The sequence below is a fragment of the Vibrio porteresiae DSM 19223 genome (genome assembly GCF_024347055.1).
Classification (GTDB): domain Bacteria; phylum Pseudomonadota; class Gammaproteobacteria; order Enterobacterales; family Vibrionaceae; genus Vibrio; species Vibrio porteresiae.
Window position 1 is genome coordinate 1357038 of sequence record NZ_AP024896.1, and the last position, 15984, is coordinate 1373021.

Here is a 15984-nt window from a genome sequence, read left to right on the forward strand (position 1 = left end):
TAACGCTGCCTGAACGAGTAAAAAAGGTTCAATTCGTTTAATGACTAAACGAACTCAATCTGGTTGTTAACGGTACATACCGCTAAACAACGGGACTATCAACGGAAATGACGTGAGGGACTCACATGCAACCTACTGTTTTACGCCGCTGGCGTGGGCAACTGCTCAATCTTAGCCGTCTTGCGCTACTCTGCTTACCTCAAGTAGCACTGGCTTCTACGGTCACCATCATGCAAAGCGAACCGCCACGCAGTATGGACCCAGGTGATCAAACCGCCACTTACACCTTTAATATGCTCGACCCTATGTATGAAGGGCTCGTGCGTATGGATGAACAAGGCAAAGTGATTCCAGCGCTCGCCACTGCTTGGCATAGCGACAATACCGGAAAAATCTGGACCTTCGATTTGCGCCAAGGGGTGCACTTTCATGATGGTTCGGCGTTTGATGCCAAGGCGGTGGTGTACAACATTCAGCGCCATTTGGATAAATCACGCGGGTTAGCCGCCAGTGGCCGTTTACGCAATGTGATTGCTTCTGTTGAAGCAACCTCTCCAACTCAAGTTACCTTTACACTCAAGAAAACCTTCCCTACCTTTTTGAATCTTCTTACCTCTGGCGCCGCTATGATGGTAAGTCCAACGGCGGATAAAGCAGGCACCTTAAGCATGAAAGCCGATGGCACTGGCCCATATGAGTTTGTGCAATACAAAACTGGCGAGTATGTGTTGGAAAAACGCAACCCAGATTATTGGGGTAAAGTACAAGGTGCTGACGACCTAAAATGGACGTGGAGCGAAGAGATGTCGGTGATGAACATGGCCATTCAATCGGGCGAAGCAGATGTGATTAACCCTGTACCACCACAATTTGCACGCCTACTGAATAACAATCCAGAAGTGAATTTGACTCAATCACCGGGTTCAGCGGTCTTTTGGGTGGCATTGGATACAGCAATGAAGCCGCTCGATGATGTACGTGTGCGCCAAGCACTCAACTTTGCAACCGATCGCAGCGCGCTAGTGAAAGCCGTCTCTTTTGGTTACGCTCAACCAGCGAACTCTCCTCTCGCATCCATTGCTCCGGGATACGACAGCAAACTGAACGATTACCCATTTAACATCGATAAAGCCAAATCGCTATTAAGTGCAGCGGGTTACCCGAATGGTTTCTCGATGTCGATTGCGGTTCAAGGCCCAGACGCACGTACTGCGCAAGTGCTGCAGGCCATGTGGAAGAAAATTGGTGTCGATCTAGAAGTCAAACAGATGGAAAGTGGCGTGTGGACTAAAGCCGCCTTTGCCAGCCCAGAAGAGAAAGCCAAATTGGGCGTAAGCTCTGTGCTGGCTTCTTGGTCATCAGGTTTGGTTGGCAACGATAACCAACTGCGCCCATTGTACGATTCACAAAGTTTCGCCCCTGGCGGTGCTAACCTAGGTTTCTACAAAAACAGCGAAGTCGACCAACTGATTGATGAGGCCTCCTCAACGCTCGATGAAACCAAACGTAACGCTCTGTATGGCAAACTGCAAACTCTGATCAGTCATGACGCGCCACACGTTCTGCTTTACTACCAAGATGATTTGTATGCCACCGGTAAACAAGTTCAAGGTGTGCAAATGATTCCTGGCGGCAATTTGGTGGTGCGCGATGCCACGCTTGCGGCTAAGTAGCCATGCAACTAACCATGCAACTAGCTATGCAGCTAACTATGGCCTTAAGTAAAACAGAGGCCCTTAAGTAAAACAGAGCGTTGGAATGAAGTCGTATATTCTTAAAAAGCTATTTGCCTTTCCGTTTATCTTGATTGGCGTCTCTTTAGTGGTGTTTGTTGCCATCCGTTCTTTGCCGGGCGATCCTGCCCGGCTGATGGCGGGCACTCAAGCGACACCGGATGCCGTGCAAGATATGCGAGTGCGCCTCGGTTTAGAACAGCCGTTACCGGTGCAATATTTAAAATTCGTCAAAGGTGCAGTTCAAGGCGACTTTGGTGAATCTCTCAAATCCAAACGTCCCGTGGTGACAGAAATCGCCGAGCGGTTACCTTACACCTTAACGTTGGCGCTGCTCGCATATATTGTTGCAATCATCGTCGGTGTGCCAATGGGAATGTTAGGCGCTATTTATCAACATCGAGCCATCGACCAAATTGTCATGATTGTGGCGATTACCGGTGCTTCGGTAGCCAACTTTTGGCTAGCCTTATTGGCCATGAACTACTTTTCCGTCGAACTGCGTTGGCTACCGCTACTGGGTGCAACCTCTTGGAAAAGCTATATTTTGCCAACACTCACCTTAGCGATTTTCCCCATGGCAGTCGTTGCTCGTATGACTCGCTCCGGCATCGTTGATGTGCTCTCTGCTGACTATATCCGCACCGCCAAAGCCAAAGGGCTTTCGCCGATGCGTATTTACTGGATTCATGCCTTTCGTAATGCGCTGGTGCCAATTGTCACCATCATCGCCTTAAACTTTGGCAGCTTGATTGGCGGCGCAGTGGTTACCGAATCACTGTTTAACTGGCCGGGCATTGGCCGTCTATTGGTCGATTCGGTGCGCTATCGTGATTATCCCGTGATTGAAGGGGTCACGTTAGTCGCCGTTAGTGGTGTGGTGATAATGAACTTAGTTGGTGAAGTGGTTATCGGTTTTCTTAATCCCAAAATCAGGTTTACCTAATGGAAATGGTACAACAGCAACAGAGTACGACGTCCAAATTAGGTCGTCTTTGGTACGGCATGCGCGCGCATCCAAGCCTCACGTTAGGGTCGGTTTTAGTGGGGTTACTGATTCTTGCCGCGATTTTCGCTCCATGGTTAACCCCGTTTGATCCCTCAGAGCAGGATTTGATCAACACCTTACAAGCGCCCTCTTGGCAACACTGGTTTGGTACGGACGACTACGGTCGCGATATTTTTACCCGCGTAATGTTTGGTGCGCGCATTACTCTCATGGAAGTGGTGCTCAGCGTCGGCATTTCGATGCTAGTCGGTGTGCCACTGGGCGTGATTGCCGGTTTAGGTCATCGCCGTCTTGATCAGATCATCATGTGGGTGATGGACATCATCTTCGCCTTCCCCGGTATTGTCCTGGCGATTTTAATTGTCAGCGTGCTCGGTGAAGGGCTATTTAACATGCTGGTTGCCATCGGGATTTTCTCCATCCCCGTGTATGCCCGTTTAAGTCGTAACCTGACGCTCAATATCAAAACTCAGGAATACGTCGAAGCGGCACAAGCGCTTGGAGTTCGCCATATTTCCATCATCACTCGCTACATTATTCGTAATGCGGTAGGTCCACTGATTGTGCAATCCACCCTAACCGCAGGCAGTGTGGTGCTTTCCGCCGCAAGCCTCTCCTTTCTTGGTCTTGGGGTGCAACCGCCGAGCCCAGAATGGGGAACCATGATGAGTGATGGCCGCAATTTCCTTGGGCTAGATATCTATCTGTCCCTGTTTCCCGGCTTAGCTATCTTAATCACGGTGTTAGGGTTCAATATCCTCGGTGATGGATTAAGCGACTTACTCGACAGCCGTTCATAGAGAGTGTGTTATGTCTTTAGCAACATGCATTTGTGCCGACATTGGTGGCTCGTTTATTAAATTTGGCTTATCAAGCCAAGCAGGCGAAGTGACGTTAATTGATCAGTGCCCCAATCCTGCCCATTCTTGGAGTGATTTTGTGGCTGCGCTGCAACAGCTTATTGCGACACATCACGCCAGTATTGCCCCTGATGCCCCACTGGCCATATCCACAACGGGAGTGGTGAATACGCGCAGCGATACCATTTTAGCGGGCAATATTCCTGCCTTTAACGGCCATAAAGTGACTGCAGAATTGACCGACGCGCTTAAGCGTCCCGTCGTAATTGCCAATGATGCCGACTGTTTTACTCTTGCCGAAAGTCGTTTAGGCAAAGCACACGACTGCACCATTGTCCTTGGCGCGATTCTCGGTACAGGAGTCGGTGGCGGCTTAGTGATTAATGGCAATATCATCGAAGGACGTGGTGGCATCACCGCTGAATGGGGACATGGGCCGATCACCAAAACCTCGGTAACCAGTCTATCCGGTGAAGAACTGACACTGCCCCGCCTTGCTTGTGGCTGTGGTCAAGTCGGTTGCCTAGATACCTATGGTGGAGCTCGGGGTTTAGAACGGCTACACCAATGGCGTCATAATGTTGCACTGTCTAGCCGTGAAATCATGCAGCAGTGGCATGAAAAAGCACCTCAAGCGCTGGAAACCTTACACCTGTGGCTGCAGATTGTCAGTGAACCACTGGCGTTCACCATCAATATTCTGGGGGTGGATAAAGTGGTGGTAGGCGGCGGACTTGCCTCAGAAGAAGAGCTTATCGCCCAATTAGACAATGCCGTGCGTCAATTGATCTTAACGCCCACCGCAGAAAAGCTCATCGAGCCGGGTCAGTTCTACCATCAAGGTGGCCTCGTTGGAGCCTCTTTCCTTACTCGCTAATGGCTTACTTGCTAATAGCTTATTTGATAATAGCTTGTTTGCTAATAGCTTAATTGTTAATAAATAGTGCCGCTGACACCATCAGCCCAACTTATGTCACCAAAAACAATGAACAGACCTAGAGTTAGGTCTGTTCACTTTGGCACATTTGCCTTTGCGTAATCTCAACCTTTTCGTAAGCATGAGCTTGACGTACATACGTTTTAAGCCGTGCGAGGTCGATTGACTGGCGCTGCCACGGCACTTAATTCTTGGGTTTGCTCTGAGTAGTGGCTGAGCTCCAAACGTCCATCATGGTGTTCAAGAACGGCGGTGCAGTTTTCTAACCAATCGCCGGTATTGATGTAGAGTTTACCTTCCACAGGCAACAGTTCAGGATTGTGGATATGACCACACACAATGCCATCAAAATCGGTGTTTTTGATTTTACCAACGGCTAAAGAACGGTAACGACTCATCGCAGCTTCCGCCGCGGGAGACCACTGTTTTAGAGTGCGCGCAACCGATTGATATGGCTTGCCAAATAGACGGCGCACGCCATTCCACAGCGAGTTAATCATCAACACCACATCATAGGCGTAATCGCCCATCACACCTTCAAGACGGCTGGTGCACATTTGGCGATCAAATTCATCGCCATGCACCATTAAAAGTTTGCCATGATTAGGACTGTGATAGACGTATTCACGATGAATTTCAACGTGTTCGAAGGTACTTCCAGTCCAATCACGCAGCGCATCATCGTGATTGCCGGGGATGTAGATGACTTTTGTGCCCTGCTTGGCTTTGCGCCGCAGCAGTTGCAGGATCTGTTGATGCTCTTCTGGCCAATGCCAGCGGCGTTTAAGCGCTTGCATATCAACAATATCCCCAACCAAAAACAGATATTCACTGTGGTGGTAACGTAAGAAATGGAGTAAGTATCTAGCACGACAGTGCTTTTCACCCAGATGTAAATCCGATAACCAGATAGCTCGGCAGTGACGATCAGCTGAGGTCATGTTCTCTCCTCGTGAAACATTAACCTTGTTAGGCTAGCGCGCTGGTTTGACACTTAAGTGACGTATCATTGATGATTCAGTGACAGCTAGGTGAGTAAAAGCTCTGTTTATAGAAGGGGTTATGGGGATACATTAGCAAGTTTTGCTCATAGGCAAATCGTACTAATGTCTGAACACTATCAATACGTAAACATAGCAATGCGTAGACATAGCAATAACGGCTCGCCACTAGAGCAAAGGATTGAATGCGGGCTGAAGAGTGAAACCAGTGGTCAAGGAACATTGACCACTACGATTCTCAGGATCTGTTATTCTCTGCACTGGCATTCTCAACAGATTTGATATCAATGAGTTAGATTATCAGTCGCGTCGCAGCTCAGAACAGGGAGTGTCACAGGGAAGTTACCGCAATAGTCTCTCTTACTGGGAAGAGAGCCATGCATTGATTGATTTTTAACTATCAATAGAAAAAAACCACTTGGAAATGGGTCAGTGTTATCTATTTCTAGGGAAAGCGATAAAACTGAATTACATAAGAGGATTTAGATGTAATTAATTTCTATTAATATATCTTTCAGCATTGGCAAATAGCTTGTCGCACAGTTTCTTCTGCTCAGCGTATTCAGTCGTACCGGTGGTCATTGCATCAAGTACTTCTTTCGCTTGTTGATATTCACCAACCATAGCGGAAAAACGCACTTCAAAGTTATTCTTATTTGCTCTATTAGTCGATTTTTTATATGGTCGTTTCATAGTGTTTTACCTTACAGATCCCATAGCAATTGTTGATCATAGCCTAATAGGATATTTTCCATCTTCTTTTTGGTATCGCTAACTTTTTCTTGGTTTTTTTCTTTATCTTGAGTTAAATCTTCAATAGAAGTTGGTTCAATAAAAATAAATTGTTTCTTCAAATTATATATTCTCTCGTTGATGAAATATTCACTTAGGTATATATTTATTATCTAACATTTTATTTATCGAACTGATAATGAAAATGCCAAAAACACCATTCAATATGAAGTGAATAATTGCACCAATATTTTCAATTTTTGTAGCTACCCTATGGGCCTAACTATAACGAGGAATATTTAACTCTAAGCAACTCACATTGCCAATTTAGTATTTATTTTTCCAGCAAGATATAGCACCAATACATCATCGTTTGGCGTGCCAATTCGTTTAACTACTTATTATTCTCACAAAAAATAAGATCTCTCATAATGAGAGATCTTACTTTATAAATTTATAGTACAGTTACGTTACTTGCTTGTGGACCTTTAGCGCCTTGCTCAGTAACGAAAGATACTTTTTGGCCTTCAGCTAGAGTTTTGAAACCGTCGCTTTCGATTGAACGGAAGTGAACGAATAGGTCAGAACCACCGTTGTCTGGAGTGATGAAGCCAAAACCTTTAGTTTCGTTAAACCATTTTACTGAGCCAGTTGTTTTATTAGACATATATATCTCGATAGATTAGTTAAATTTGCAATAAAGCTACAATGAAGCTACTAAATAAGAAATGAAGAAAAAGGTATCGCAGGATAGATATGACGAAATGAATCGAAAAAAAACTGTGAAGATCTTGAACTAATTAGTTATCAATAGCTCGCTGTAAGAGCTGACAACACTATACACCATATATTCACAATTGATATAACTTTCTGTTTTTATTTTTTAATTGCATATAAATCATATAGTTAGACATATAACATAACATCAATTAACACCAAGCTGCTGCAATAAAATAATGTGTAGCACTCGATATACCGCACATAGTGCTTAAAAATGCTACACAATAGCCTTTTCTTTAGTTATGTCTTACATTTAAGATTGATAATCTAAATGAACAAGCCTTCACTATTTTTCAGGGCGGCTCTTTTCAGTTCGACATGCGAATAGTTGCGGCCATTCCTTATCATCAATAACCCCCTTTGGCAGGTAAAGTGTTCGTTTTTTCAGCACATCGTCACCATAGGTGATTTTTAATGCCGACCCCATACCAAAAGGAAGAAAAGCGGATAACGATCTGGCTTCACATGCTTTGCCATTGTAAAAGAGACGATCGTTTTTTATCTCCAATAAACCACCACGACACTTCCATACCATAAGCACTTTTATTGCCGTAATAAGCGCTATGATAAAGACAAATATCAGTACGGAACGATTAATCCCCTCAGATGCCCAATAGAGAAATAGAACCAAAGCGCCGATATAAACCATTTCGCCTAACAAATATCGACGAAAATTCATGTTTATTTTACTACTCATTACGTACCTCTAGTCACTCATGCAGGACTGTATTTCAACATGTTCGATACTCCCAAGACTTAAAGGGAGCAATCTTCAACCAACAGGCATACTGTTAGATAACGCCAACAAGGTCAATATTTAGGTGTCTAAAATGGCCAATTCTTTTGCCTCTTTTGCCATGCTCAAGGCAGGAAATAGCCTTTTCTTAACTCACTATATGCAACTAGATAAAGTGCATAGCAGAATATGAATTTGCCGATAAAAATACCCTTATATAGATAAACCCTAATATTCTAATACACTCCTGCTCTTTTTTGGCACTTAGACTTAAACCATGCTCTATTAAAAAGAGGCGGCGTGATATTTTCTATGTGGTTATTCAGCTTCATATAGCCTTTCAAGTAGCTTACGCACACATTCCTTAATGATATTCAAGTTAATTTTAATTAAAAATAGTCTAACTGACCTCTATCCTGCTCGATCATGATTTATTTCTCATTCGAAAAAATCGATTGAATTTATCGTTTAATATCGATTGCTTTCATTTTTATTTATTGCATTATAAGCGGCATAAATGGTTGTTATGCTTTATTTCTTAGGTATTAAGGTGCTCTATGTCTCATAAGTTGACTCTCGCTCAGCGTCTAGCGTTTGGTTTTTCTGTTGTTTTGGGGCTAATGGTGGTGATTGCACTCATTGGCGTATTTCGCGTCAATTTTATTGATCGCACGTTGAACGATGTTGAAGAACACTCAACGCAGAAACAGCGTTACGCGATTAACTTTCGTGGTAGCGTTCATGATCGCGCGATCGCAATTCGCGATATGGTTCTGGTGGATAATGACCGCGACCTGCAAAGCCATCTGCAAAATATTGAGCGCCTCAAATCTTACTATCAGGACAATGCCATGCAAATGGCGAGAATGCTATCGGTTGATGAAGATGCGCAAGAGCAACAACTTATGGCAGCCATTAACGACATTCAATCTCAAGCACTAGCGCAAACCGATGAACTGATTCGTTTACGTCAAGCAGACCAAGGTGAAAAAGCGCGAGTGTTATTACTGTCGCAAGTGGCCCCCTCTTATCGCACTTGGTTAAACCGAATCAACGCGTTTATCGATTATCAAGAGCAAGCCATTCGTCACGATGTGGGTAACGTTCGCGATGTCGCTGGTAATTTCCAATCGCTGATCATCAGCTTAACACTAGCGGCTATCGTTGCCGCCATACTGATTGCATGGCGAGTTATTCACTATATTCGTTCAACACTCGGTGGTGAACCGGATCAAGTGGCAACCATCATTCAAAAGTTGGCAGAAGGTGATTTAAATCAGACCATCGAAACACGTTACCCAAACAGTGTGATGGGCATATTGAAACAAACGCTAAGCCAATTACGCACCATTATTTTGCAAGTTCGCCATGTCGGTGATGCGGTCACCACCGCTTCTCATGAACTTTCAAGCACCGCAGAGCATAACCATACGCAAAGCCGTGTGCAGATGGAGCAGTCGGAACAAATGGCCGCCGCAGTTAATGAGATGGCTCATACGGTAAGCGATGTTGCCCTACACGCAGCCAATGCGGCTAAAGCCACACAATCGGCGGATCAACAAGTCGATCGCGGTAACCAAGTGGCTCATCAAACCGCCACTGAGATTGGCCGCCTCGCCGATACCTTGGAGTCTGGTGCACAAACGATTCAACAGCTATCGAACAACAGCCAAGATATCGGGCGTATCATCCAAGTGATTAACGAGATTGCCGATCAAACCAACTTATTGGCACTGAATGCGGCGATTGAAGCGGCACGTGCGGGTCAACACGGCAGAGGTTTTGCTGTCGTTGCCGACGAAGTGCGCTCTTTGGCCTCTCGTACCCAACAATCAACGCGTGAAATCCAGCAAATGATTGAGCAGCTACAAACGGGAGCTGACCAAGCAGTCTCTGTGGTGCAACACTCTCGCACTCTGGCGCAAGAAACGGTGGCGAAAACTCAGCAATCGACGCAAGCCTTGGGTGTCATTCGTGAGGAAGTCCGCTCAATTAACGATATGAATATGCAGATTGCAACAGCATCAGAACAGCAAAGCACGGTTGCAGCTGAAGTGAATCAGAACATTATTAGTATTCATGATGCGGTGCGCGTCACTTCTGCTGGTACAGACCAAGTAGCAAGCGCGAGCCGTTCGTTAGCCGGCTTAGCGAAACAACTGGCGCAGCAAGTGGCGTTCTTTAAGGTCAGTTAATAACAAGAGTCAGCTAGTAAAAAGTCAGCTAATAACAAGTTAGCTAACAAAAAGATAGCGGAAGCGTTAACGCCTAACCCTACTTTAACGCTTCCTCTTCGACTGCAGCGCGTGCCTCACGCGCTTCCACTAATGAACAATCGGTTAATGACATTAACTCAGCTAATGTCATTTGTGGGTTGCAGCGGAGTACTTTGCATAATCGCTCGGCTAAAGGTTCTAACCAGTGCTGATGTTGGTTAAGCGTGGGGACCAGCTTTTTCAGCACAAAAGCAAAAGCATCATCGCCTTGGCGTTGACACCACTCTTGTACTTTCGCTAATTGTTCAGGCGTGCCTGATAACTGCCAATTACGCGAGCGCCTGATGCGCTTGAGTTCACATTGATGTTCACCCGCCACGGATTTTAGCTCACGCGCCTTATCACCACCAATGCGGTGGATTAGAGAGGGCAGCGCGATGACAAGCATTGGCATCGTATTGAGTAATAACGAGGAATCTGGCGAACGAGTCGGCATAGCAGTGTGAAAAATAACGTCTCTAGAACACAACAAGACGCCACTCTATCACAGACGAGAAAAACAATAAGCCCCAAGGAATACAAAATCGCCCTGGGGCCTTTTTTGATCACAGCAGTTTATAGATATGGATATTCACCCCCCGCACACCATTGACTTGCGCAGGTTCAAGGCTGCCGACAAACACGCCATAGTTCAACCAATCGTATTTGCCTTTTGGAGCATGAAAACGCGGAGTCGTCGCGATGTGTGGACGCTCCCCTGTCGCCAATTTATAACCGGCGTTTTCGATGGCGATGTACACATCGTCGCAGGTTTTCAATAGATATTTGGCGAACACAAAACGGGAAGTGACTTCCTCTTCGGTTAAACCGCCATAACCCATGTTCCAGTCAGCACCACCAGGAACCACGACGCCAGACAGCTGCTCGCCATGAAATTCACCGCCACTGATTTGGATGACTTTGAGGTAACCAAAATCGTTACCCCCAACGACGGGACGCTCAGCACACGCCACCTGTAAATGCATCACATGTTGAGCATCTAGTTTAGTTAATTCTGAACTCATTGGTTGCTCCTATTTGCTGCTGATCGCGTTGTGGTTAAGTCGCTGACAGAAAAAGTCCAAAGCGATTTGCTTAGTCTGAGGTTGAAAAAACTCAGGCGTGCCATGTCCACCGTGTTTCAACACATACAAGTCGGCCTTATCCTCTAATCCCACCGCACAAAGCTGCTGATAAAAGCGCTCACTGACGTCAAGCGGCACCAGCGGATCGGCATCGCCATGCATGATCAAAATCGGAGCCATTGCCGAAGAGATATAACATTCAACCGATGCTTCTTGCGCTCTATCCCGCATAGTGTAGGGATCGCCGCCGAGCAAAGCGCCTGGATGCGTATCTTCAAGCTTGTGCCAACGATAGTTAGGCTGCTGCACATCGTGCGCTTCTTTATCGATCATCGCGACCATATCCACCGGGCCAAAAAGATCATATGCCGCTTGGACTTTCGAACTGACACCAGCCCACTCAGGGCTGTCATAACCGTCAATATTCATTGCCGCTAACGCGCTTAAATGCCCACCAGCAGAGCGTCCCATAACGCCGATACGATCAGGGTCGATCTCATAACGCTCTGCATTCGCGCGCAAAAAACGAATTGCAGTTTTGACATCGATAAGCTGCGCAGGGAAATGCGCTTCGTGACTGCCGCGATAATACATAGAAGCGACCACAAATCCGGCTTCCACTAGGTACATTACCTCCGCAACCATCAAGTTTTTATCGACACCACGATAACCACCGCCGGGAATCCATAAAATGGCGGGCTTGTTCGCAACCGTCCGCTTCGTATCATCCTTACCTGCGGCTAATTTCATTTCACTGTTGCCGTTTTGCAGCATGATAGAGAGCTTGAGATCCAAGGGTTTGCCCGTCAGATCCAGACTATGGGAGTAGACGATATTGTCGATAAAATTGATGCTTGGTCGAGCTCGACCTGGGTCGATATAGTGTTTCATCGTACGAATTTTCCTCTATCAAAACTAACGTTGGTGTGGGTCGTTCATGAAGGCCACTAGCGCATTGCGCTTTTCATCAAGGTAACGTCCCCAAGCGGTCTCATCTACGAATGGGTTATGAGTCGGATCCGCTAACAACGCCTCGCGTTTTTCCAATAAATTCACATTGTTGGTATGGTTAGGCATGAAAATATCAACGGGTTGGTTACGCACTTTAGCCAGTGAAGCCAAATAGCGTTCACGCATAGAAAAGTCAGCATCGCCATACTCGCAAAGATACCCTTTTTGCAACGTGTTAAAACCAAAGCCACCGTAATAGCCGACCCGTTTGGTCTCATTGCCATCATGTACGTCAAAGAAACAGGCAATGCAGCCTTCAGTATGTCCAGGTACTAAATAGAATTGGATTTGGGTGTCGCCAAAGGTCAGCAGATCGCCATCCTGAATCGCCACGTCGGTACGAAATGGTTGATACTGAATATCACCAGCATCTTGTAAGAAACTCCATTCTGGACGAGTCGCGAGTAAGTCGGCATCAGGCGCACCCAGATAAATCTGAGTACCAAACATAGTTTGAAAGAATGGCGCAGCGCCAATGTGGTCGACGTGAGCGTGAGATAACACCATCCACTTCACATCGGCTGGATTAAAACCAGCCTCCCAAATGGCTTGAATCAACATGGCTGTGGCGCCTATGTTTCCTGCATCAAACAAAATCAGCCCAGCACCAGTATCGAGGATATGAGCGCATACCCAATTGTCACCAACATAATGCAGGTTGCCATAAAGACAAAAGGGTTTAACGTAGCGCCTTTCTTGTTCAAAGAAGAAGTGCCCCATCGGATGCTGCTGCAGTTTTTGCTGCGCAGAGACAAATTGGTCGTAATCGGATTTAACCGTCATAATTGAATTCCTTTTATGCTGTCATGGTCGATGGGATTATTTACCGCTGCTGGCGGTCTGCTTTACCAATACCGCTTCGTCATCTGGCTTGGCTTCAATACGTTTCAGTGGCCCAACGATCACGATGTAACTAAACAGTGCCAATACGGCATGTGCAGAGACAAACACCAACGCCCAAGTAAAGCTACCGGTTAACGTGACAATGTAACCGATGACAATCGGTGTCACGATAGTCGACACATTACCGAAAGCATTAAAAATCCCACCAGCAGAACCAATGATTTCTTTAGGTGCAACGTCACTTAAAATAACCCAACCTAAGGTTGAACAGCCCTTACCAAAATAAGAGATGGACATGAACGCGATCACTAAATAAATCGAATCGACGTAGTTACAAAAGATGATAGAGAATGAACAAATCATACCGACGATAATCGGCATTTTACGCGCGATATTGAGTGAGTTTGTTTTACGCATCAAAAAGTCAGAAGATGCCCCCGCTAAGATACTGCCTAAGAAAGCGCAGAATGCAGGAATCGCCACTAATAATCCGGTTGCTTTAATATCGATGCCACGTTCGGTCATCAAATACATAGGAAACCAAGACAAAAAGAAGAACGACAAACAGTTAAAGCAGTATTGGCTAAGGAAAACACCAATGGTAATGCGGTTAGTTAAAAAGGCTTTGACTTGTTTAGAGTTACCCAAACCTTTTTTCTTTTTGTTCTCAGGTTGTTTTTTATCAATATCAACCAGAGCACCACCTTCACGAATATAGTCAAGTTCCGCTTTATTCACCCAAGGATGTTGTGCGGGTTGAGGTGTTAAACGGTAGAAAGCAAACGCGGCAATAATTTCTAAAATACCAATAAGAATAAACAGTGATTGATAATTGATAGCACCAGCATACCAAGCAAAAAATGGCACAAAGCCGACTGCCGCAATATATTGCGATGAACCGGTTGCGGTGATAGCAAGCCCTTTTTCACGTAGCGGAAACCACGTGGTGATAACGCGTGTAAAGGATGGGATGGCGGGTGTTTCCATAAAAGCGACCAGCGCCCTAAAGATAAACAACCCAATTACCACCAATACACCATCAAACGTAGTGGCAACCCCTTGAAACAGGTTGATAATCCCTAGCCCAACGAAACAGGCCGTGATAGTCGTGCGTGAGCCCAGCTTGTCGAGCAATAGACCACCAGGGATCTGGCACACCACGTACACGATAGAGAAAGTACTGAACAACCAACCAATCATTGCAGGTGATATATCCATCGCTTTCATTAAAGGGCTAGCAATAACAGGGAATAAGTTTCGATCGGCGAACATCACAATCGACACGAGTAACACAACAAAGGCAACCCCTAAACGACCTCTTGTTGGTTTTTGTTGGTCCATATATACGCTCCAAGAAAAAGTAAAATAAATAAAATGGCTGAAAAGCGTTTTTATTTATAACGAGCGAATAATTGGCAGTATTTTACCGTGGTCACATTTGGTGTGCTATTTAGCGACAGGTCAAAATAGAAGTATAAAATAATGACCTAAATTTATGATTTTAAATAACTATTTTTCGATTTGTGCGAAACGAAATTCTTTTTAGTCCGATGCACAATGCAATTTGAATGGAATCACAAATTGAAAAAACAACGAAATAATTAGGAGACAAGAACAGAGATTATTAAATATTTAAATTGCAAAATATTAAATTTTTAATTTCACGAAAATAAAAAGTCTTTGCTAAAGCAAAGACTTTTTAAATGAATCACTTCCAATTTATTGATATAAATGCTGGTGATCGTGCTGGTGTTTTAAGTAACGTTGAAAACGCAAGTGGCGAATATAAGCGCGAGTATTGCGAATAATACGACGATCCACACCGGCTGCTGCAAACGTCAGCGCTGAGCCAGCAATAATAAACAGAATACCAATCACCGTATTTTCGTGAATCACTTCACCCAAAACCGCCATAGCCAATACTGGTGCAAGCGCAGGTTTGATGTAAAAGATCACAGAAGCGGTCGCCGCGGAGGTCTCTTCCATCGCCATAAAGTAAAAGGCATAGCCAAAACCTGTCACAAACACACCTAAGTAAATCAGTGCCGGCAAGGTATGCAGGCTAACCCCTTGCACAAATGGAATGTAAGCAAAGTTACTTAAACCCATGCCAGTAAAGAACTCTGCGATCACAGGCAGATGCGTCAGTGACATCAGTACCACCATTTCGATACAGCCAGCAATAAAGCTGAAGAACGTCAGTGAGATACCGGTGAAACCGTATTTGCGGTTCCCCATTTGACCCACAATTCCGTACAGCGCGAAAGTAATAGCCGCGAGCAAAGAAAGGCTCACACCGACCATATTAGGTAGATGTTGTGGATTCACGATAAACAGCATACCAATCACGCTCAATACCAATGAACCAACGCTTACCCAAGTCATCTTCTGATTCAGAAAAATATGCGCTAAAGGAATCACGAAAATCGCATTACAGCTGAACAAAATTGCAACGATGGATGCATGAGCGTACATGATGGCAAGTTGGAAAAATGTCATGCTGACAACCACACACAAGAACCCAGTCAAGAGAAAGAATGGCCAATGCTGTTTTGTCACCTGTAAGTTTTTTTCTTTCAAACTCTTCATCGCCATGGGCCACAATACTATGGTGCCGATGACGAAACGCAGAAAGTTTAACTCCAACGGATTGAAGTCTGCCGCCACTATTTTTAATGCCACCTCCATAGAACTAAAGAACAGTGTAGCGAACAGTATATAGAAATAACCTTTGTTCATTATTAAACCTTTACGGCCCCCTTTTGCGGATAGATTGAACAATACACAGACAAAATTTCAGCCATCTATCGGGGTGACAGCTTTGCTTATTCAGCGGTTAAAGCATACCGCTGTGATCCTGATTTCTCTAGGCATATATGAAGGAGATCACATAAACATTGATCTAATCGATATTGCTAAAATAACCACATAACGGTGAGCTATAACAGCCGAGGTGTTATGCGGTTAACGCTATAAATGTCATAGAAACCATAAAAATCTTT

Annotated in this window: 16 protein-coding genes; 5 read left to right on the top strand and 11 right to left on the bottom strand. The window is 45.0% G+C overall.

Features of this window, described 5'->3' with window-relative positions; genetic code table 11:
* The first annotated feature begins 125 nt into the window (after window positions 1-125).
* The 4 genes from OCV11_RS22725 (at window position 126) to OCV11_RS22740 (ending at window position 4479) form a co-directional block, all read left to right on the top strand.
* Entirely contained in the window at window positions 126-1673 is a 1548-nt protein-coding gene (locus OCV11_RS22725) for an ABC transporter substrate-binding protein (RefSeq protein WP_261896734.1), read from the top strand.
* 85 nt (window positions 1674-1758) lie between these two features.
* A complete protein-coding gene (locus tag OCV11_RS22730; protein WP_261896735.1) occupies window positions 1759-2679 on the top strand; it encodes an ABC transporter permease in 921 nt (306 codons plus the stop codon).
* A complete protein-coding gene (locus OCV11_RS22735; RefSeq protein ID WP_261896736.1) occupies window positions 2679-3542 on the top strand; it encodes an ABC transporter permease in 864 nt (287 codons plus the stop codon). The genes OCV11_RS22730 and OCV11_RS22735 overlap by 1 nt, the downstream gene beginning before the upstream one ends.
* A 10-nt stretch (window positions 3543-3552) precedes the next feature.
* On the top strand, window positions 3553-4479 hold the full coding sequence (locus OCV11_RS22740; RefSeq protein WP_261896737.1) for an ROK family protein: 927 nt from the start codon (window positions 3553-3555) through the stop codon (window positions 4477-4479).
* Window positions 4480-4682: 203 nt separating this feature from the next.
* Here the strand turns inward: OCV11_RS22740 and OCV11_RS22745 are convergent, their stop codons facing one another.
* The 5 genes from OCV11_RS22745 to OCV11_RS22765 all read right to left on the bottom strand — a co-directional run bounded on the left by OCV11_RS22745 (window position 4683) and on the right by OCV11_RS22765 (window position 7749).
* Window positions 4683-5480 carry a UDP-2,3-diacylglucosamine diphosphatase gene (locus tag OCV11_RS22745; RefSeq protein ID WP_261896738.1) on the bottom strand — a complete coding sequence of 266 codons (798 nt, stop codon included), beginning with the start codon at window positions 5478-5480 and terminating at the stop codon, window positions 4683-4685.
* Window positions 5481-6032: 552 nt separating this feature from the next.
* Entirely contained in the window at window positions 6033-6233 is a 201-nt protein-coding gene (locus tag OCV11_RS22750; RefSeq protein WP_261896739.1) for a hypothetical protein, read from the bottom strand.
* Window positions 6234-6244: 11 nt separating this feature from the next.
* The gene (locus tag OCV11_RS22755) at window positions 6245-6394 is read right to left on the bottom strand and encodes a hypothetical protein (protein ID WP_261896740.1); all 150 of its coding nucleotides are present in this window, start codon (window positions 6392-6394) and stop codon (window positions 6245-6247) included.
* 332 nt (window positions 6395-6726) lie between these two features.
* On the bottom strand, window positions 6727-6939 hold the full coding sequence (gene cspE, locus OCV11_RS22760) for a transcription antiterminator/RNA stability regulator CspE (RefSeq protein WP_068716955.1): 213 nt from the start codon (window positions 6937-6939) through the stop codon (window positions 6727-6729).
* A 399-nt stretch (window positions 6940-7338) separates the two neighbouring features.
* Entirely contained in the window at window positions 7339-7749 is a 411-nt protein-coding gene (locus tag OCV11_RS22765; RefSeq protein ID WP_261896741.1) for a hypothetical protein, read from the bottom strand.
* Window positions 7750-8345: 596 nt separating this feature from the next.
* Here OCV11_RS22765 and OCV11_RS22770 point away from each other — a divergent pair.
* Window positions 8346-9983, top strand: coding sequence for a methyl-accepting chemotaxis protein (locus OCV11_RS22770; protein WP_261896742.1), 1638 nt, complete (start codon window positions 8346-8348; stop codon window positions 9981-9983).
* A gap of 79 nt (window positions 9984-10062) precedes the next feature.
* On the opposite strand, the gene OCV11_RS22775 is transcribed toward OCV11_RS22770, so the two are convergent.
* The 6 genes from OCV11_RS22775 to OCV11_RS22800 form a co-directional block, all read right to left on the bottom strand.
* On the bottom strand, window positions 10063-10536 hold the full coding sequence (locus OCV11_RS22775) for a ribosome recycling factor family protein (protein WP_261896743.1): 474 nt from the start codon (window positions 10534-10536) through the stop codon (window positions 10063-10065).
* A 73-nt stretch (window positions 10537-10609) separates the two neighbouring features.
* A complete protein-coding gene (locus tag OCV11_RS22780; RefSeq protein WP_261896744.1) occupies window positions 10610-11068 on the bottom strand; it encodes a DUF3237 domain-containing protein in 459 nt (152 codons plus the stop codon).
* Window positions 11069-11077: 9 nt separating this feature from the next.
* Window positions 11078-12019 (bottom strand): alpha/beta hydrolase, encoded by a 942-nt coding sequence (locus OCV11_RS22785; RefSeq protein WP_261896745.1) that lies wholly within the window; start codon window positions 12017-12019, stop codon window positions 11078-11080.
* Between the two features lie 24 nt (window positions 12020-12043).
* Window positions 12044-12922 (bottom strand): MBL fold metallo-hydrolase, encoded by an 879-nt coding sequence (locus tag OCV11_RS22790; RefSeq protein ID WP_261896746.1) that lies wholly within the window; start codon window positions 12920-12922, stop codon window positions 12044-12046.
* A 36-nt stretch (window positions 12923-12958) separates the two neighbouring features.
* Complete coding sequence (locus OCV11_RS22795) at window positions 12959-14323, bottom strand: MFS transporter (protein WP_261896747.1); 1365 nt, start codon at window positions 14321-14323, stop codon at window positions 12959-12961.
* A 378-nt stretch (window positions 14324-14701) separates the two neighbouring features.
* Entirely contained in the window at window positions 14702-15721 is a 1020-nt protein-coding gene (locus tag OCV11_RS22800) for a DMT family transporter (protein ID WP_261896748.1), read from the bottom strand.
* Window positions 15722-15984: the final 263 nt, after the last annotated feature.

Bases quoted from the DNA above. Each gene is read 5' to 3' on its own strand.
- OCV11_RS22725 (WP_261896734.1), top strand. From the start codon at position 126: ATGCAACCTACTGTTTTACGCCGCTGGCGTGGGCAACTGCTCAATCTT.
- OCV11_RS22730 (WP_261896735.1), top strand. From the start codon at position 1,759: ATGAAGTCGTATATTCTTAAAAAGCTATTTGCCTTTCCGTTTATCTTG.
- OCV11_RS22735 (WP_261896736.1), top strand. From the start codon at position 2,679: ATGGAAATGGTACAACAGCAACAGAGTACGACGTCCAAATTAGGTCGT.
- OCV11_RS22740 (WP_261896737.1), top strand. From the start codon at position 3,553: ATGTCTTTAGCAACATGCATTTGTGCCGACATTGGTGGCTCGTTTATT.
- OCV11_RS22745 (WP_261896738.1), bottom strand. From the start codon at position 5,480: ATGACCTCAGCTGATCGTCACTGCCGAGCTATCTGGTTATCGGATTTA.
- OCV11_RS22750 (WP_261896739.1), bottom strand. From the start codon at position 6,233: ATGAAACGACCATATAAAAAATCGACTAATAGAGCAAATAAGAATAAC.
- cspE (WP_068716955.1), bottom strand. From the start codon at position 6,939: ATGTCTAATAAAACAACTGGCTCAGTAAAATGGTTTAACGAAACTAAA.
- OCV11_RS22765 (WP_261896741.1), bottom strand. From the start codon at position 7,749: ATGAGTAGTAAAATAAACATGAATTTTCGTCGATATTTGTTAGGCGAA.
- OCV11_RS22770 (WP_261896742.1), top strand. From the start codon at position 8,346: ATGTCTCATAAGTTGACTCTCGCTCAGCGTCTAGCGTTTGGTTTTTCT.
- OCV11_RS22780 (WP_261896744.1), bottom strand. From the start codon at position 11,068: ATGAGTTCAGAATTAACTAAACTAGATGCTCAACATGTGATGCATTTA.
- OCV11_RS22785 (WP_261896745.1), bottom strand. From the start codon at position 12,019: ATGAAACACTATATCGACCCAGGTCGAGCTCGACCAAGCATCAATTTT.
- OCV11_RS22790 (WP_261896746.1), bottom strand. From the start codon at position 12,922: ATGACGGTTAAATCCGATTACGACCAATTTGTCTCTGCGCAGCAAAAA.
- OCV11_RS22795 (WP_261896747.1), bottom strand. From the start codon at position 14,323: ATGGACCAACAAAAACCAACAAGAGGTCGTTTAGGGGTTGCCTTTGTT.
- OCV11_RS22800 (WP_261896748.1), bottom strand. From the start codon at position 15,721: ATGAACAAAGGTTATTTCTATATACTGTTCGCTACACTGTTCTTTAGT.